Below are 17,221 nucleotides of genomic sequence, written 5' to 3'. Positions count from 1 at the left end.
ATGAGGGCGGCGTCACGGTGCCCGCTGGTTGGATGAGGCGAACCCCGCGTGCGGTGATATACTGCTGGGATACACACGAAACGGCCTGATGAAGAGTCAGTTCAACCTCTTCCGTGAGCCCATTCACGGCGCAGGAGCGAGAAATATCGTGACACATGGGGCTGTGAGTGGGCTATAATTTCGAGCTAATTTCGAATGATTTTGAAATACTGCCTGTAACGCTATGAATTACAAGGCAAAATAAGCAATGAATATAAGGATTAAAGCTATGGGTTTTCTTTCCGGTAAGCGCATTCTGGTGACTGGCGTTGCCAGCAAACTGTCCATCGCATACGGCATCGCACAGGCAATGCATCGCGAAGGCGCTGAGCTGGCGTTCACCTACCAGAACGACAAGCTGAAAGGCCGTGTTGAAGAATTTGCCGCGCAGCTGGGTTCCAGCATTGTTCTGGAATGTGACGTTGCACAAGACGAAAGCATTGATGGCATGTTTGCTGAACTGGCAAAAGCATGGCCGAAATTCGACGGTTTTGTTCACTCCATCGGCTTCGCTCCTGGCGACCAGCTGGACGGCGACTACGTGAACGCGGTTACCCGTGATGGCTTCAAAATCGCCCACGACATCAGCTCCTACAGCTTCGTTGCAATGGCAAAATCCTGCCGCGCGATGCTGAACCCGGGCGCAGCCCTGCTGACCCTGTCCTACCTCGGCGCAGAACGTGCTATCCCTAACTACAACGTTATGGGTCTGGCGAAAGCGTCTCTGGAAGCCAACGTGCGCTACATGGCGAACGCAATGGGTCCTGAAGGCGTGCGTGTTAACGCTATTTCTGCGGGTCCAATCCGTACCCTGGCCGCTTCCGGTATCAAAGATTTCCGTAAAATGCTGGCACACTGCGAAGCGGTTACCCCGATTCGTCGTACCGTTACCATCGAAGATGTGGGTAACTCTGCGGCATTCCTGTGCTCTGACCTTTCCGCAGGTATCTCCGGCGAAGTGGTTCACGTTGACGGCGGCTTCAACATCGCTGCAATGAACGAGCTGGAAATCAAATAAGCTTGTCACTCTCTTCCCGCCAGGGAAGAGAGTTTCTCCCCGCCCCGCTCCTCGTTATTCCGTTCTGCTATTTGTTATCACCTAACAATATTTTTCCCCTCATCCGCCTTACGCCAGGATATTGATCGCCATTTTGAGATCAAGGAACGCCCATGGAACAACGCCGTTTTTCCGGCAAAGGCCACTGGTATCATGAAACCCAGTCGAATCATTCGCAGACGGACGTTCTGCCGCTGGTGCCCGAAGCCGCTAACGTCGACGACCGTTTTTTGCTCGATTTAGCCCTGCCCGATGACATTCTCGCAAGCTGTGCTGGTTGGCTTACGCCTGCCCGAACCCTGTGTCATCTTTTGTTCCCGCTTGATACTCCCGTGAACCGTCTGCATACGCTCAGCGCCTACGACAGGCTGAGCACGGCATTAACGGTTGCCCAGGCGTGTGGTGTTCAGCGGCTCTGTAACCACTACGCTGCCCTGCTTGCCCCTCTTCCGGGGCCGGACTCCTCCCGGGAAAGCAATCGACGCCTTGCAGAAATTACCCAGTATGCCCGCCAGTTAGCAAGCTCACCCGATGTGATCGATGACAAAGCCCAAAACCAGCTTGATGAGGTTGGACTCACAACGTATGACATTGTGCTTATCAACCAGATCATCGGCTTTGTCGGTTTTCAGGCGCGAGTGGTCGCGGTATTTCAGGCATTGCTTGGCCATCCGGTACGCTGGTTGCCCGGGCACCACATTCAGCCCCATACGCTGCCGGTCAGCTTCAGCAGATGGACCGCCACGCTACCCGCGGTAGAGCTAAAATATGCCAGTGCGCTTCAGCTTGAGGCGCTCTCACGCTGGCAGGCGGAACCGGCGCTTGAAGCGCTCACCCCTGTGCTGTGTCATGAGCCGATGCTACTTAATCTGACGGGCGAAATTCTGCTTAACCATCCGCTAAGTGAAGGTCCCGCGTCTTCGATGATCTCAGCCGCTCGTGCGCTGCTCGTCGCCTCTCCGGATCGCTTTAGCGCCGCTCAGTTAACGCCCCTGACTGGGTCAGGTCTCTCGCCAGAGAAGGCCATCAATCTGCTAACCCGAGATGCATTTTATGGCTGGCTGGACCGTCTGCGTGTGGCGCTCGGCAAAGAGGAATAACCATACTCTTTACCTAAAGAGCGCTTGCTGTAGCAGTGAGATTCGCGTAAAACTGTCAGCCGCTCAATGGCTACGAAAATAGAACATTATGTTTCAGGACAACCCGCTGCTAGCGCAGCTTAAACAGCAACTGCATTCCCAGACGCCGCGTGCAGAAGGGGTCGTAAAAGCCACGGAAAAGGGCTTTGGCTTTCTTGAAGTTGACGGGCAGAAGAGCTACTTCATTCCGCCTCCTCAGATGAAGAAAGTGATGCATGGCGACCGTATTTCGGCCGTTATTCATACCGAAAAGGAACGAGAGTCTGCCGAGCCGGAAGCACTGATCGAACCTTTCCTGACCCGCTTTGTCGGGAAAGTGCATAAAAAAGACGATCGTCTTTCCGTCGTGCCGGACCATCCTCTCCTGAAAGATGCTATTCCGTGCCGCGCCGCGCGTGGCGTTGAGCATGATTTTGTTGAGGGTGACTGGGCGGTTGCTGAGATGCGCCGTCATCCTTTAAAAGGCGATCGCGGTTTCTACGCCGAGCTTACCCAATACATTACCTTCGGCGACGACCATTTCGTCCCATGGTGGGTGACGCTGGCGCGCCACAACCTCGAAAAAGAAGCGCCTGATGGCGTGGCGACTGAAATGCAGGACGAAGGTCTGGAACGTCGCGATCTGACGGCGCTGGACTTTGTCACCATTGACAGCGCCAGCACCGAGGATATGGACGATGCGCTGTATGCCGAAGAGACAGCCGATGGCAAACTGCATCTGACCGTCGCCATCGCCGACCCTACCGCATGGATTGTCGAAGGCAGCAAGCTGGACGAGATGGCCAAAGTGCGCTCGTTCACCAACTACCTGCCGGGCTTTAACATTCCGATGTTGCCGCGTGAACTTTCCGACGATCTTTGTTCGCTGCGTGCGCATGAAGTACGTCCGGTGCTGGCATGTCGGATGACCATTGCGGCTGACGGTACCATTGAAGAAGATATTGAATTCTTCGCCGCCACCATCGAATCCAAAGCCAAGCTGGCCTATGACGACGTGTCCGACTGGCTGGAGAACACGGGCAACTGGAAACCCGAGTCGGACAACATTGCCGCACAAATTCGTCTGTTGCACCGCGTCTGCCTGAGCCGCAGCGAATGGCGTCAAACTCACGCGCTGGTCTTCAAAGATCGTCCGGACTACCGTTTTGTGCTGGGTGAAAAAGGTGAAGTGCTGAATATCGTCGCTGAGCCGCGCCGTATTGCCAACCGCATCGTTGAAGAAGCGATGATTTCCGCCAACATTTGTGCTGCACGCGTGCTGCGCGACAAATTAGGCTTTGGCATTTACAACGTGCACACCGGGTTTGATCCGGCGAACACCGAAGCGCTGGCTGCCCTGCTGAAAACCCATGACGTACACGTCGATCCTGAGGAAGTGCTGACCCTGCAAGGTTTCTGCAAACTGCGCCGCGAGCTGGACGCACAGCCGTCAGGGTTCCTCGACAGCCGTATTCGCCGCTTCCAGTCCTTTGCGGAAATCAGCACCGAGCCTGGCCCACACTTCGGCCTTGGCCTTGAGGCTTACGCGACCTGGACCTCCCCGATCCGTAAGTACGGCGACATGGTTAACCATCGTCTGCTGAAAGCGATCATCAAAGGGGAATCTGTTGCCCGCCCACAGGATGATACGACATTGCAGATGGCAGAACGTCGCCGTCTCAACCGTATGGCGGAGCGTGATGTCGGCGACTGGTTGTACGCGCGCTTCCTGAATGATAAGGCAGGGACTGATACCCGTTTCCCGGCTGAAATCATTGACATCAGCCGCGGCGGTATGCGCGTTCGCCTGGTGGATAATGGCGCCGTTGCCTTTATTCCTGCCCCGTTCCTGCATGCCGTCCGCGACGAACTGGTTTGTAGCCAGGAAAACGGGACCGTGCAAATTAAAGGCGAAACGGTTTACAAGGTCACTGACGTGATTGATGTCACCATCGCTGAAGTGCGCATGGAAACCCGCAGTATTATCGCGCGCCCTGTCGCCTGATAACCGCGTAAACTTCCGGCCGTTCCGTTAAGGGATGGCCGGGAGTTCTCTCCTGAATTATCTCCCGCAAAATCATCGTTTTTTCTCACACTTTTCTGTTTCCCAACGCCACATTTCTCCAGAATTATCTACAGTAAAAGAGAGCCGTCATTGTCGACTGCAGATGAATAATTTGTGCGCTACTCAGCAGCCGCGGGAGAAAACGTGATGGACGATCTGGAGCAGAATTTGCTGTTTCGTTACATGGGTACGCATAGCCCCTGGTGGCGACTGACAGCAGACAGCAATGCTCTGCATCTTGCTGCCAGTGAAAGCGCTGACATCATTCAGGTGGTTGCGCTGGATGATGAACAGGCCGCGCTGATCCGCCAGCTCACCGTAATCACCTCCAGCATTGCCATGACCCTGCCTTTGTACGGTGTGGACGTTCCCGTTCATCTTGTCGGCCGTAAAATTAACAAAAATGAGTGGGCAGGAACGGCATCAGCCTGGAACGATACTCCTTCCGTTGCGCGCGACCTGGCGCAGGGGCTCTCCTTCGCCGAACAGGTAGTTTCCGAGGCTAACTCCGTGATTGTGATCCTCGACCAGAACGGGAATATTCAGCGCTTCAACCGTTTAAGTGAAGAATATACGGGCCTGAAGGAACAGGAAGTTATCGGGCAAAACGTGTTCAAACTGTTTATGAGCCGCAGCGAAGCCGCGGCCTCCAAACGCAACATCACCGGTTTTTTTCGTAACGGCAGCTCCTACGAAGTTGAACGCTGGATCAAGACCCGCAAGGGGCAGCGCCTGTTTCTCTTCAGAAATAAATTTGTTCACAGCGGCAGCGGAAAAAATGAAATTTTCCTCATCTGTTCAGGTACCGACATAACCGAGGAGCGTCGGGCTCAGGAGCGCCTGCGCGTTCTCGCCAATACGGATACGATTACCGGTTTGCCTAACCGAAATGCCATCCATGAGCTGATCTCTGATGCCATCACCGCTCGGGGTGACACGCAGGTTGGCGTAGTTTATCTCGATCTGGATAATTTTAAAAAAGTGAACGATGCCTATGGGCATATGTTTGGCGACCAGCTGCTACAGGCCGTTGCGCTGGCGATCCTGAGCTGCCTGGACGAAGGACAAACCCTGGCGCGCCTGGGTGGGGATGAGTTTATCGTGATGGCCACCGATACCTCGCAGGGCGCGCTGGAAGCGATGGCGTCGCGAATACTGACCCGACTGCGTCAACCTTTCCGCATCGGGCTGATTGAGGTTTACACCGGCTGCTCGCTGGGCATCGCGCTTGCGCCCCAGCACGGTAACGATCGCGAAAGCGTCATTCGCAATGCCGACACCGCCATGTACACCGCCAAAGAAAATGGCCGGGGCAAATTCTGCGTCTTCTCGCCAGAGATGAACCAGCGCGTATTTGAATACCTGTGGCTGGATACCAACCTGCGTAAAGCGCTGGATAACGATCAGCTGTTAATCCACTACCAGCCCAAAATGACCTGGCGCGGCGAAGTCAGAAGTCTGGAGGCGCTGGTGCGCTGGCAGTCGCCAGAGCGTGGCCTGATCCCGCCGATGGAGTTTATCTCCTATGCAGAGGAATCAGGGCTGATTGTGCCTCTGGGCCGCTGGGTTATGCTTGATGTGGTGCGCCAGGTAGCAAAATGGCGCGACAAGGGGATCAACATGCGCGTCGCGGTCAACGTCTCCGCCCGTCAGCTGGCGGACCAGACCATCTTCAGTGACCTGAAGCAGGCGCTGAAAGACCTGAATTTTGAATACTGCCCGATTGACGTGGAATTAACCGAAAGCTGTCTCATTGAAAATGAAGAACTGGCCCTGTCAGTGATCCAGCAATTTAGCCGCCTGGGAGCGCAAATTCATCTGGATGACTTTGGTACGGGGTACTCTTCCCTGTCGCAACTGGCGCGCTTCCCTATCGATGCCATTAAGCTTGACCAGTCTTTCGTGCGGGATATCCATAAGCAGTCCATTTCACAGTCGCTGGTGCGTGCGATAGTCGCCGTGGCCCAGGCGTTAAATTTGCAGGTCATTGCTGAAGGGGTGGAAAGTGCAAAAGAAGACGCCTTTCTGACGAAGAATGGCGTCAACGAACGGCAGGGTTATCTTTTTGCTAAGCCCATGCCCGCTGCCGCATTCGAGCGATGGCTAAAACGTTATCAGGCCAGGAATGTCCGTTAGCTGGCTTTGCGTAAGCCCGTCGCCTGATGGCGATTTTGCAGCATAACCAGCCGCTCCATGTAGGCGATATCCTTCGGTTCAAGGCAGAAGGCGGCATCAACCCAATCCTCAGTAATGTCCATCAACTCGCTTCGCGGAAGTGGCAGCACGCGCGTACGTGCACGCAGCATGGCCCTTACGCCGTTCAGCTTCGGCTGTAGCGTGTCGATAAACGTCCGCACCGAAACATAGCTCTGTAACGGCTCAAATAAGAGATCCACAAGACCATGCTGCTCATACCATTCCGCCGTATGCGTCTCACCTTTGTAGATCAGCGCCTCCGCCATTTTCATGCCGGCACGACGCGCCACCAGTGAATAGCCGCCCATGCCCGGGAACAGATTGAACGCGATTTCCGGAAAGCCTAATCGGGCATCGCGCTGGGCCAGAATGAAATGATGCGCCAGCGCGGCTTCAAACCTGCCCCCTAAAGCGCTTCCTTCCACCATAGCCAGCGTGACAGCGCCGGTATCAAACCCTCGCGAGGCGGCATGAACGCAGTCCACACAGGCCCGGGCATAGGCGCGTAACGCTTCGCGTCGGTTGTTTTTGATGCACTCAACGAAGAACTGTAAATCACCGCCGGTATTGTAGATGTCGGGGACCAGCGATCCGGTGACCCAAAAATCAACGACAAATCCGGACTGTCGAACCAGCCAGGAGAGATTCATGATCTCCTCGATCAGCACATGGTTGAAGCAAGGCCGTGGCGTGGCGCGTAACATCATCCACACCGTACGCCGTTCGGCCTCATAATAAGCCGCCAGTTGAGTGAATCGTTCAGCATCAGTAAACAATGTGCAGGTTGTCTGGTTGATAACTGTCATAGTCGAATTCCTCTTATAAAAAAGCGCGTTGCGCGCAGTTTTAGACTAATCCACCCCTACAACCCGCAGCAGACGGGGGTTAAATTTATCACTTTCATTTATGGGCTTTGGTTATTGCATTTTTTACCTTCTCTTTTGAATCAATTTTCTGCATCATTGATAATATTAACTTTTCGCTTCAGGGTGAGCTTATGTCTAACATTGATGCAACAGCCGTGGCGCAGCGTATTGATACTGTGCTGGATATTCTTGTCGCAGGCGATTATCACTCTGCTATCCGTAATCTTGAGATCCTCAAGTCTGAACTGCTGGCTGAGAACGGCGCTGATAACGCTCCAGAATCCACTCAACCTAAAGCCCCGTGGGAAGTGTAACCACGTCGTTTCCGACCTTGCCTTTTAAATGGATGCTATGAACTCCCGACAACAAATCATTTTGCAGATGGTGATCGATCAGGGACGCGTAAGCGTGGTCGATCTCGCTAAAGCCACCGGCGTTTCTGAAGTCACCATTCGTCAGGATCTGAATCTTCTGGAAAAACAGAGCTACCTGCGGCGTGCGCACGGATATGCCGTTCCACTGGACAGCGACGACGTTGAAACCCGCATGATGAACAATTATGCGCTCAAGCGGGAGCTGGCGGAGTTTGCTGCATCCCTGGTGAATAACGGTGAGACCGTCTTTATTGAAAATGGCAGCAGTAACGCCCTTCTGGCGCGCACGCTTGCCGATCAAAAAGACGTTACCATCATCACCGTAAGCAGCTATATTGCCCATCTGTTGAAGGAAACTCGCTGCGAGGTGATTCTGCTGGGCGGCATTTACCAGAAGAAAAGCGAAAGCATGGTGGGGCCATTAACGCGCCAATATGTTCAGCAAGTTCACTTCAGTAAGGCATTCATAGGTATTGATGGCTGGCAGCCCGACACCGGCTTTACCGGCCGCGACATGATGCGTTCAGACGTGGTTAACGCCGTACTCGCCAAAGAGTGTGAAGCGATTGTGCTGACCGACAGCTCTAAGTTTGGCGCCGTACACCCTTATACGATGGGGCCGGCCTCGCGCTTCAGCCGTGTGATCACGGATGAGCGTTTGAGTGATGAATATCGCCAGCAATTAGAACAAGACGGTCTGACTGTCGATATTGTAAAAAAAACGGCCTGATTATCCTGCTGCGCCCGAATAATGGGCGCACTTAAACCTTTCTCTGAGAGTATTCCGACCCTTCCTTTAAGAGTTTTTACCTGTTGAAACCGTTCTAAACACGTAAAATTAGTATTAGCGATATAACAGGAAGTGACTATCACCTGCGTGATGATGAAACGCCTGCGCGACCAGCTTTCACGGGAACAGAATTTAAGTATGGATATTGTCTATACTTAAAGTGCATTCCTTTCCGTGAATCGATAATTCAGGAGAAAGTATTATGACCTTTACCAGCAAAAAATTAGCCGCCGCTGTTCTGGCAATCACTGTAGCAATGTCCCTGAGCGCTTGCTCTAACTGGTCTAAACGTGACCGTAACACCGCGATTGGTGCCGGTGCTGGTGCGCTTGGTGGTGCAGTATTAACGGATGGTAGTACGCTGGGTACATTAGGTGGTGCTGCCGTAGGTGGTATTATCGGTCACCAGGTGGGCAAATAATCACCATAACGGCTCTCACCGGCATAATAATATATTAAGTATTTTCAGGTCTGACTTACGCACGTAAAAAAAAGAGCCACGGCAATGTCCGTGGCTCATTTATTTTAGCCGCCCGCCAGTTTGACTTTCATTCCTTTGGCTTCCAGCAGCGTTTTAATTAAATCTCGTTTATCGCCCTGAATCTCAATAATGCCGTCTTTTACTGCCCCACCGCATCCGCACTTCTTTTTAAGCTCAGCGGCGAGCTTTACCAGGTCTGCATCATCCAGGTCAATGCCGGTGACAAGGCAAACGCCTTTCCCTTTTCTGCCGCTGGTCTGGCGCTGAATTCGCACGATACCATCGCCTTTTGGACGTTCAGCTTTCTCTTTTGGCTCTTCAATGCGCCCGGTATCCGTTGAATAGACCAGACGACTGTTGGCGTCACGCATTATGCCCCCTTTTTCAGTGATGCATTAATCGCTTTCAGGGTCTCTGCCGGATGAGCGGATTGCGTCACCGGGCGACCAATCACCATATAGTCTACACCCGCGCTCAGCGCCTGCTCTGGCGTCATGATACGTCGCTGATCCCCTGACTCGCTGCCTGCTGGACGAATACCTGGCGTCACCAGTTTAAAATCGCGGCCTAACTCAGATTTGAAGCGAACCGCCTCCTGAGCCGAACAGACCACGCCATCGAGACCACACTGTTGCGTGAGGCGCGCCAGACGCTCTGCATGTTCGGCAGGTGACAACGTCACACCCAGGTCGCGCAGGTCGGATTCATCCATACTGGTCAGCACGGTGACGGCGATCAGAAGCGGAGCGTCATTACCAAACGGCACCAGCGCTTCGCGCGCAGCCGTCATCATGCGTGCCCCGCCCGATGCATGTACGTTAACCATCCACACGCCGAGTTCAGCTGCCGCAGCAACGGCGTGCGCAGTGGTATTTGGAATGTCGTGGAATTTCAGGTCGAGGAAAACGTCGAAACCACGTTGATGCAGATCGCGGACGATTTGTGGGCCGAACAGCGTAAACATCTCTTTGCCTACTTTCAGACGGCAATCGCGGGGATCAATGCCATCAACAAAGGCCAGTGCGGCGTCACGGTTATTGTAATCCAGAGCAACAACTACGGGAGAATCGGTAACTACGCGGGAAGTGGAGGATGTAACAGACGTCATGACCAGCCCTTTTCGTCTATGGGCGCGCAGCGGCGCGGAACAGATAAACGGCGTGCATTCTACCTGCCCTCGGGGTAAATGAACAGAATCGAATGCTTTTCCTGCTGAACCCCAGACCGCACGGTGCTGATGGAATTACTGTAACCATTAGTATGTTGTAACTAAAGTGCAGCGTTTTAAAAAATTACTGTCCGTCCAGACCTCGGATTGGCTTAATGGTGGACCACGCCCGGCAGGAAGGGCAATGCCAGTAGAGCGAATAGGCGGTGAAGCCGCATTTCTGGCAGCGATAGCGCGGTTTGCTGCGCACCTGTTCACCCACCATGTCTCGCAGCACCATCAGGCTCTCTTTAGCGCGCCCTTCTTCTGCGTCATTAAGGTGGTAATCCATCAGCTTATGGAAGACACGCATGGTAGGATGACGCTGCAACTGACGGGTAATGTATACCTGGGCGGTATCGCTCCCTTCATGCTCTTCGACGACATCTGACAGCATCAGCTCGGCTGTGGCACCTGTATTCTCTTCAACACAGCGACGCAGAAACGCAACCCACTCGTCCTGCTTACCGAGCTGCTGATAGCAGGTTTGCAGCATTTCCAACGTTTCGCTGACCAGCTCTTTATCCTGATCGATAACGCGAAGCAGGCTCTCCACGGCTTTGGCGTAATCACCGTTAGCCATAAAGACCCGCCCCATCATGATCGAGATGCGCGCGCTGTTGCGATCGGCCGCTGCGCCTTTCTTTAACAGTGCCATGGCTTTATCCATGTCATCGCTACCCATCTGCTGGAGAGCCAGCTCGCAATAGAAGTGGGCAATTTCGACGCGCTGTTTGTCTTTGCCGAGTTTGACCAGCCGTTCAGCGGTATCAATCGCTTTTTGCCAGTCGCTGGTGGCCTGATAGATTTGCAGAAGCTGCTGAAGCGCACCGATACGGAAGTCCGTCTCATCCACCAGCTGAGAGAACATATCCTCGGCGCGATCGTAAAGCCCCGCGGCCATGTAATCCCGCCCAAGCTGCTGCACGGCCAGCAACCGTTGCTCATAGGTCAACGAAGCGCTTTCCATCAAGGTCTGGTGGATACGAATGGCACGGTCAACCTCTCCGCGCGAGCGGAACAGGTTTCCCAGGGTGAGATGCGCCTCAACGGTGCCGGTATCCTCTTTAAGCATATCGAGGAACAGATCCACCGCTTTATCCTGCTGATTGCTCAGCAGGAAGTTCACCCCCGCTACGTAGTCACGGGAGAGTCGGTTTGCTTCATCCTGTTTTGTTTGTTGCGCGCTTCTGCGGCCCATATACCAGCCATAGGCTGCGGCGACAGGCAAAAGCAGAAACAACAACTCCAGCATATTCGATTATTCCTTGACTACCGGCACACCAGAGCTCGCCGGAATGTCAGACGCAGGCGTAAGTTGATGTTCAAGTCGTTTAATTTTACGTTCAGCGCGAACAAGAGAAACACGAACCTTAAGCCAGAACAGGCCGCATACAAGCCAGCCGATGACAAACCCCGCCGCGAATAACACAGCCAGCAGGCTCGACACCCGGTACTCGCCCTGCGCCAGCAGATAGTTGAAACTTACCTGTTGATCGTTTTGCGCGCCCAATGTGACTGAAATGACAAAAATCGCCAACACCAGTAAGAAAATGAGTAAATATTTCACATGACTTCCCGTTATGTGGTTCGAGCGTATAAAGCGTGTTCAACTCACTGCAATCAGCCTTATAAGCTACCATTTTAGTGGCGGGCGCGAAATGGAAAAAGTAATGCGCCCTACATGGATTTATGGTCAAAATGCGGAATATCAACCTTCAGGTTCCGCCAGACTCCCTTTCGGCTATTTCTTCCTTCTCTTCCGGCGGCGGCGTCAGGGGTCCACAAAAACGTTGTGCAAGCCAGGTCGCCAGCGTCACCAGTACCCACGAGATCAGCGTTGCCACCACCAAATCACGCGGCCAGTGCATCCCCAGCAGCATCCGGCTGCCCATTACGCCTGTCGCCCAGACCAGCAAAATCGCAATCGTGAGGGTACGCCGACGCGGCCACAGCAGTCCTACGCCAAGTAGCGCCCAGCTGGCAGCAAACATCGTATGCCCGGAAGGAAACGCAAAGCCGGTCTCTTTTTGCCAGTGTTTGCGTAAAAAGGTCGGGATATCCTGCTGTTCCGCAAGTTGCTCCTTTACCAGCGCACCGCGATCTTTACGCTTTAAATTGTAGAACTCATCCACCGGAACATGGTGCGTTTTTTCCAGCCAGACGACGAAAGGACGGGGTTCCTGCACGCGATCTTTCACCCACGACTTCACCCCCTGCCCGATGAGTATGGCCCCGCCGAGAATGGCAAACAGTACCAGCGCCGCACGAAGGCGAAAGCGCAGGCACCACAGGAACCAGCCACAGAGCAGCACGTGTGTAATAATCCCCCACGGCTGGGTGACCGTCTCGGTTATCCAGTATAGGGCTTTCAGCCACGTCTCGTTTTGTCCGGGCTGCCACATCCAGCCGGAGAACCAAACGACCAGGGGTATAACGAGCAATACGGCGGCACCTGCGGCCGTTCGTCTGGCAATCGAAAGCATGTCCTCTCCTTTTTCACTAAGCACCACAATCATAACTGAATTTCTTCATTCAGGTGGATATGTCGGATTGTGCGTTTAACGTTTGTAAAGCGTGGTGGTGATTAGGTGAAGTTGCCGGGCTTGTGGCAAAATAGTCCAATACAGAAAGCATAATGGGGCAAAGGCACGAAACGTGTCAGCCTGGTCTGGAGAATCACATGCAGCTTAAACGTGTGGCAGAAGCCAAACTGCCAACCCCATGGGGCGATTTCCTGATGGTGGGTTTTGAAGAACTGGCAACCGGGCAAGATCACGTCGCCCTGGTATTCGGCGACATTTCGGGGCAAACGCCGGTGCTGTCCCGCGTTCATTCAGAGTGTCTGACCGGTGACGCGCTGTTCAGCCTGCGGTGCGACTGCGGTTTCCAGCTTGAAGCCGCCCTTTCTCATATCGCAGAGGAAGGACGTGGCGTTCTGCTGTATCACCGTCAGGAAGGACGCAATATTGGCCTGCTGAATAAAATCCGCGCCTACGCGTTGCAGGATCAGGGCTACGATACCGTCGAAGCGAACCATCAGCTCGGCTTTGCTGCTGACGAGCGCGATTTCACCCTGTGCGCAGATATGTTCAAGCTGCTGGGCGTGGACGAAGTGCGTCTGTTGACCAATAACCCGAAGAAAGTGGAAATCCTCACTGAAGCGGGCATCAATATCGTGGAACGCGTGCCGCTGATTGTCGGCCGCAACCCGAAAAACGCGCACTACCTCGATACTAAAGCCGCCAAAATGGGGCATCTGCTGAGCGAGTAAACGCAAAACGCCCGGCACATGTGCCGGGCGTTTTTATCAGTCCAGCATCTTACGAATTACATAATGTAAAATGCCGTCGTTCTGGTAATAGGTCAGCTCTGTTGCCGTATCAATACGACACCGGCAATCCAGCACTTCTGTCGTACCATCTGCGCGCGTTAATTTCACCGGAACGGTTTTACCCGGTTGCAGATTTTGCAGACCGCTGATATCAATCTGCTCTTCCCCGGTCAGACCCAGCGTTTTACGCGTCACGCCCTGCGGGAACTCCAGCGGCAAAATCCCCATGCCGATCAGGTTTGAGCGGTGGATACGTTCAAAGGATTCGGCAATCACCACGCGAACCCCGAGCAGACGCGGACCTTTTGCCGCCCAGTCGCGACTGGAACCGGAGCCGTACTCTTTACCGGCAATAACGGCCAGCGGCGTCCCCTCCTGCTGATACTTCATGGCTGCGTCATAAATTGAAATGACCTCTGTATCCGGCAGGTGGCGCGTCATGCCCCCTTCCACGCCCGGAACCATTTCATTGCGAATGCGGATGTTGGCAAAGGTCCCTCGCATCATCACTTCGTGGTTACCACGGCGCGAACCGTAGGAGTTGAAATCGCGACGTTCCACGCCACGGCTTTGCAGATACCGACCTGCCGGACTGTCCGCCTTGATGCTCCCCGCCGGAGAGATATGGTCGGTGGTGACGGAATCGCCCAGCATCGCCAGGATCCGCGCGCCGTGAATATCTTTCAGCGGTGCAGGCTCCGCCAGCATTTCGTCGAAGAATGGCGACAGGCGAATATAGGTGGAATCATCCTGCCAGTCATAGGTATCGGAACCCACCACGTCGATCGCTTTCCATTCCGCTGTGCCTTCGAACACTTCCGCATACTCTTTGCGGAACATCTCGGTGGAAACTTTCTCTACCGCGCGCGCAATTTCACGCGATGATGGCCAGATGTCTTTCAGATAGACCGGTTCATTTTTGCGATCGTGACCAATCGGATCGGTCGCCAGGTTAATGTTCATGTTTCCGGCCAGCGCATAAGCTACAACCAGCGGCGGCGAGGCCAGCCAGTTGGTTTTCACCAGCGGATGAATACGCCCTTCAAAGTTTCGGTTACCGGAAAGTACCGCGCCAACGGTCAAATCACCCTGCCTGATCGCCACTTCAATAGGCTCAGGCAGTGGACCAGAGTTACCGATACAGGTCGTACAGCCGTAGCCCACCAGGTTGAAGCCCAGCTCGTCGAGGTAAGGCGTGAGTCTGGCCTGCGCCAGATAATCGGAAACCACTTTCGAACCAGGCGCCAGAGAGGCTTTAACCCACGGCTGTGGCTTGAGCCCCAGTTCTACCGCTTTTTTTGCCAACAGCCCGGCAGCCATTAACACACTCGGGTTGGACGTGTTGGTACAGGAAGTGATAGCGGCGATCACCACGGCGCCGTCAGGAAGCTGATACTGATGCCCGTTCAGAACATAGTCCACCGGACGGTGATCTTTTTGCGCGGCGTTAACCTCCAGCTCATTGCTGGCGGCAAAGGCTTTGGGAACGTTGCTCAGGGCGACGCGGTCCTGCGGACGTTTTGGCCCTGCGAGGCTTGCCTCAACGGTGCCCATATCCAGTTCCAGCGTACTGGTAAATACCGGCTCGTCACCCGGGTTACGCCACATGCCCTGCGCTTTAGTATAGGCCTCAACGAGGGCCACCTGCTCCTCGCTGCGACCACTGAGGCGCATATACTCCAGCGTAACGCTATCAATCGGGAAAAAGCCGCAGGTCGCGCCATATTCCGGCGCCATGTTGGCGATGGTGGCCCGGTCCGCCAGCGGCAAGGAATCCAGACCATCGCCATAAAATTCAACGAATTTACCCACCACACCATGCTTACGCAGCATCTGGGTGACCGTCAGAACCAGATCCGTGGCGGTGATGCCTTCGGACAATTTACCGGTCAGCTTAAAGCCCACCACATCGGGAATGAGCATTGATACCGGCTGGCCGAGCATGGCCGCTTCCGCTTCAATACCACCGACGCCCCAACCCAGAACGCCAAGGCCGTTAATCATGGTTGTGTGTGAATCGGTGCCCACCAGCGTATCCGGGTAAGCCACCCACTCTTTATCCTGCAATTCACTCCAGACGGCTTTGCCGAGATATTCCAGGTTGACCTGGTGACAAATGCCGGTGCCCGGTGGAACAACGCTGAAGCGGCTGAACGCCTGCTGACCCCATTTCAGAAATACGTAGCGTTCATGGTTACGTTCCATCTCCAGACGGACGTTTTCGCCGAAAGCATCGTCGTCACCAAAGTGATCGACGGTGACGGAGTGGTCAATGACGAGGTCTACCGGGGACAGGGGGTTAACCTTAGCAGTATCGCCCCCGAGACGCTTAACGGCTTCACGCATGGCAGCCAAATCCACAACCGCTGGTACGCCGGTGAAATCCTGCATAAGCACCCTGGCCGGGCGATAGGCAATTTCTCTGTCTGCATGTGCATTCTTCAGCCACCCTGCCAGAGCCTGGATATCCTCCTCGGTAACCGAGTCGCCATCCTGCCAGCGCAAGAGGTTTTCCAGTAAAACTTTCAACGACTTGGGTAACCGCGAAATGTCCCCAAGCGTTCTGGCAGCCAGCGGTAAGCTATAGTAGCGCCAGGTTTTATTTTCCGCCTGTAATGTGTCCTTACTGGCTTCGCGTAGGGTTAACGACATAAGCTCCTCCTTAAAAACAGGGATGTCCTGACAATCATCAGGGCTGTAATTAAAGATAACACAAAGATGTCGTAACGTTTTGATAACAACCCAAATTGATAAATTTAGGAATGGTCCAACACGAGGGATAAAACAAAAAACCCCGCCGTGGCGAGGTTTTTACGATTTAGTGCAAGGCCAGCCAGAGGAGCTGACACCAGAAGAGGATCGACGCTGAGAATACGCCGAGCCATGACCAGTATTTTACGGTTGTCATGTTATTCATCATAGGGACACCAGACTTTAATTATTTAAGGTTGCGAGGTCTGCCCTCGTTCTATATTGCTGATGTGTATTTATTAAGGAGTACAAAAGCGCACAGTCTTTATTCAGACTATTTGCATCATTACGCAAAATTCAAAATTATTGTTTTTTGGGTTCGTCTTCCGCGAACACATCAATAAAGGCCTGCTGCTGTGGCGTCAGTTTCCAGGAAGCTGGCACGCTGGTTGCTGGCGCCTTACGGGCTTTGTGAGCATTGTCACGAAGCTGACACATCTCTTTTCTCGCTTCTGTACGCACCGTCATGACCATAATCAACCCCAGTAATTCCAGACAAGAAGAGCAACCACCACCCAGAACAGGGCAGAGCCAAGAAAGACCGCCAGCCAGGCTTTACGCTTAAGCGCGGGATCCCTTTGCGGTTCTTCACTTCCTGACGGCATTGCTAACCTCATACAATCGACATCGCTTATCATTTAGAGACCAAACAATTGGCACAAGTAATCATCTGATGAGATAAATCCTAAAGAAACTTTAGCCGAAAAGCCAGTGAATTTACGTATCTGGGCCTGGGAAAATTCAATCTTTTGACCCGAAATAAATAATTGAAAAGAATAATTTGCACACCTGTAAATTAGTTTCTACTTTTGTCGCAAATTTGCGACAGTAAAACCATAGTCATTTAATGGGTTATGACGATATATGACAGTGGACGTAGATGATGATAATTCTAATTCAGGTTTAAAGGGGAATGACGGTATCTTTCCGTACCAGAAAGATA

General features: G+C 53.5%; 18 protein-coding genes. 8 read left to right on the top strand and 10 right to left on the bottom strand.

Going from position 1 to position 17,221, the window contains the following annotated elements:
- The first annotated feature begins 268 nt into the window (after window positions 1-268).
- From fabI to pdeR, 4 genes are all read left to right on the top strand, one after another.
- Window positions 269-1,057 (top strand): enoyl-ACP reductase FabI, encoded by a 789-nt coding sequence (gene fabI / locus AM329_RS05345; RefSeq protein ID WP_003856831.1) that lies wholly within the window; start codon window positions 269-271, stop codon window positions 1,055-1,057.
- Window positions 1,058-1,209: 152 nt separating this feature from the next.
- Window positions 1,210-2,196 (top strand): oxidoreductase, encoded by a 987-nt coding sequence (locus AM329_RS05340; RefSeq protein ID WP_022651347.1) that lies wholly within the window; start codon window positions 1,210-1,212, stop codon window positions 2,194-2,196.
- Window positions 2,197-2,284: 88 nt separating this feature from the next.
- Window positions 2,285-4,219 (top strand): exoribonuclease II, encoded by a 1,935-nt coding sequence (locus tag AM329_RS05335; protein ID WP_022651348.1) that lies wholly within the window; start codon window positions 2,285-2,287, stop codon window positions 4,217-4,219.
- 204 nt (window positions 4,220-4,423) lie between these two features.
- Entirely contained in the window at window positions 4,424-6,415 is a 1,992-nt protein-coding gene (pdeR, locus tag AM329_RS05330; protein ID WP_003856827.1) for a cyclic di-GMP phosphodiesterase, read from the top strand.
- On the opposite strand, the gene AM329_RS05325 is transcribed toward pdeR, so the two are convergent.
- Window positions 6,412-7,281, bottom strand: coding sequence for a crotonase/enoyl-CoA hydratase family protein (locus AM329_RS05325; protein WP_032609349.1), 870 nt, complete (start codon window positions 7,279-7,281; stop codon window positions 6,412-6,414). The two genes, pdeR and AM329_RS05325, sit on opposite strands and share 4 nt — an antisense overlap.
- Before the next feature lie 191 nt (window positions 7,282-7,472).
- Here AM329_RS05325 and AM329_RS05320 point away from each other — a divergent pair, with 191 nt between their 5' ends.
- The 3 genes from AM329_RS05320 (at window position 7,473) to osmB (ending at window position 8,926) form a co-directional block, all read left to right on the top strand.
- On the top strand, window positions 7,473-7,655 hold the full coding sequence (locus tag AM329_RS05320) for a hypothetical protein (protein ID WP_003856825.1): 183 nt from the start codon (window positions 7,473-7,475) through the stop codon (window positions 7,653-7,655).
- Between the two features lie 37 nt (window positions 7,656-7,692).
- Window positions 7,693-8,445: a DNA-binding transcriptional regulator YciT gene (locus tag AM329_RS05315; RefSeq protein ID WP_032609351.1), complete on the top strand. Its 753-nt coding sequence runs from the start codon at window positions 7,693-7,695 to the stop codon at window positions 8,443-8,445.
- A 262-nt stretch (window positions 8,446-8,707) separates the two neighbouring features.
- A complete protein-coding gene (gene osmB / locus AM329_RS05310) occupies window positions 8,708-8,926 on the top strand; it encodes an osmotically-inducible lipoprotein OsmB (protein WP_003856823.1) in 219 nt (72 codons plus the stop codon).
- Window positions 8,927-9,030: 104 nt separating this feature from the next.
- Here the strand turns inward: osmB and yciH are convergent, their stop codons facing one another.
- The 5 genes from yciH to pgpB all read right to left on the bottom strand — a co-directional run bounded on the left by yciH (window position 9,031) and on the right by pgpB (window position 12,679).
- Window positions 9,031-9,357 carry a stress response translation initiation inhibitor YciH gene (gene yciH / locus AM329_RS05305; RefSeq protein ID WP_003856822.1) on the bottom strand — a complete coding sequence of 109 codons (327 nt, stop codon included), beginning with the start codon at window positions 9,355-9,357 and terminating at the stop codon, window positions 9,031-9,033.
- Window positions 9,357-10,094 carry an orotidine-5'-phosphate decarboxylase gene (gene pyrF, locus AM329_RS05300; RefSeq protein ID WP_003856820.1) on the bottom strand — a complete coding sequence of 246 codons (738 nt, stop codon included), beginning with the start codon at window positions 10,092-10,094 and terminating at the stop codon, window positions 9,357-9,359. Before pyrF ends, yciH begins: the two co-directional genes overlap by 1 nt.
- A gap of 184 nt (window positions 10,095-10,278) precedes the next feature.
- A complete protein-coding gene (gene lapB / locus AM329_RS05295) occupies window positions 10,279-11,448 on the bottom strand; it encodes a lipopolysaccharide assembly protein LapB (RefSeq protein WP_003856819.1) in 1,170 nt (389 codons plus the stop codon).
- 6 nt (window positions 11,449-11,454) lie between these two features.
- Window positions 11,455-11,763 carry a LapA family protein gene (locus tag AM329_RS05290; RefSeq protein WP_003856817.1) on the bottom strand — a complete coding sequence of 103 codons (309 nt, stop codon included), beginning with the start codon at window positions 11,761-11,763 and terminating at the stop codon, window positions 11,455-11,457.
- 148 nt (window positions 11,764-11,911) lie between these two features.
- Window positions 11,912-12,679: a phosphatidylglycerophosphatase B gene (pgpB, locus tag AM329_RS05285; protein WP_003856815.1), complete on the bottom strand. Its 768-nt coding sequence runs from the start codon at window positions 12,677-12,679 to the stop codon at window positions 11,912-11,914.
- 197 nt (window positions 12,680-12,876) lie between these two features.
- Between pgpB and ribA the strand changes: the two genes are divergently transcribed.
- Window positions 12,877-13,467, top strand: coding sequence for a GTP cyclohydrolase II (ribA, locus tag AM329_RS05280; protein ID WP_003856813.1), 591 nt, complete (start codon window positions 12,877-12,879; stop codon window positions 13,465-13,467).
- Window positions 13,468-13,503: 36 nt separating this feature from the next.
- Here the strand turns inward: ribA and acnA are convergent, their stop codons facing one another.
- The 4 genes from acnA to AM329_RS05260 all read right to left on the bottom strand — a co-directional run bounded on the left by acnA (window position 13,504) and on the right by AM329_RS05260 (window position 16,895).
- Complete coding sequence (gene acnA / locus AM329_RS05275) at window positions 13,504-16,179, bottom strand: aconitate hydratase AcnA (protein WP_022651350.1); 2,676 nt, start codon at window positions 16,177-16,179, stop codon at window positions 13,504-13,506.
- Between the two features lie 166 nt (window positions 16,180-16,345).
- Window positions 16,346-16,444, bottom strand: coding sequence for a small membrane protein YmiC (gene ymiC, locus AM329_RS26070; protein ID WP_032103392.1), 99 nt, complete (start codon window positions 16,442-16,444; stop codon window positions 16,346-16,348).
- A gap of 137 nt (window positions 16,445-16,581) precedes the next feature.
- Window positions 16,582-16,746: a hypothetical protein gene (locus tag AM329_RS25855; RefSeq protein WP_162183706.1), complete on the bottom strand. Its 165-nt coding sequence runs from the start codon at window positions 16,744-16,746 to the stop codon at window positions 16,582-16,584.
- 8 nt (window positions 16,747-16,754) lie between these two features.
- Entirely contained in the window at window positions 16,755-16,895 is a 141-nt protein-coding gene (locus AM329_RS05260; protein ID WP_213083754.1) for a YmiA family putative membrane protein, read from the bottom strand.
- Window positions 16,896-17,221: the final 326 nt, after the last annotated feature.

This window comes from Enterobacter cloacae complex sp. AR_0002, from assembly GCF_001922365.1.
Classification (GTDB): domain Bacteria; phylum Pseudomonadota; class Gammaproteobacteria; order Enterobacterales; family Enterobacteriaceae; genus Enterobacter; species Enterobacter hormaechei_C.
This window is presented reverse-complemented; position numbering and strand designations above follow the sequence as displayed.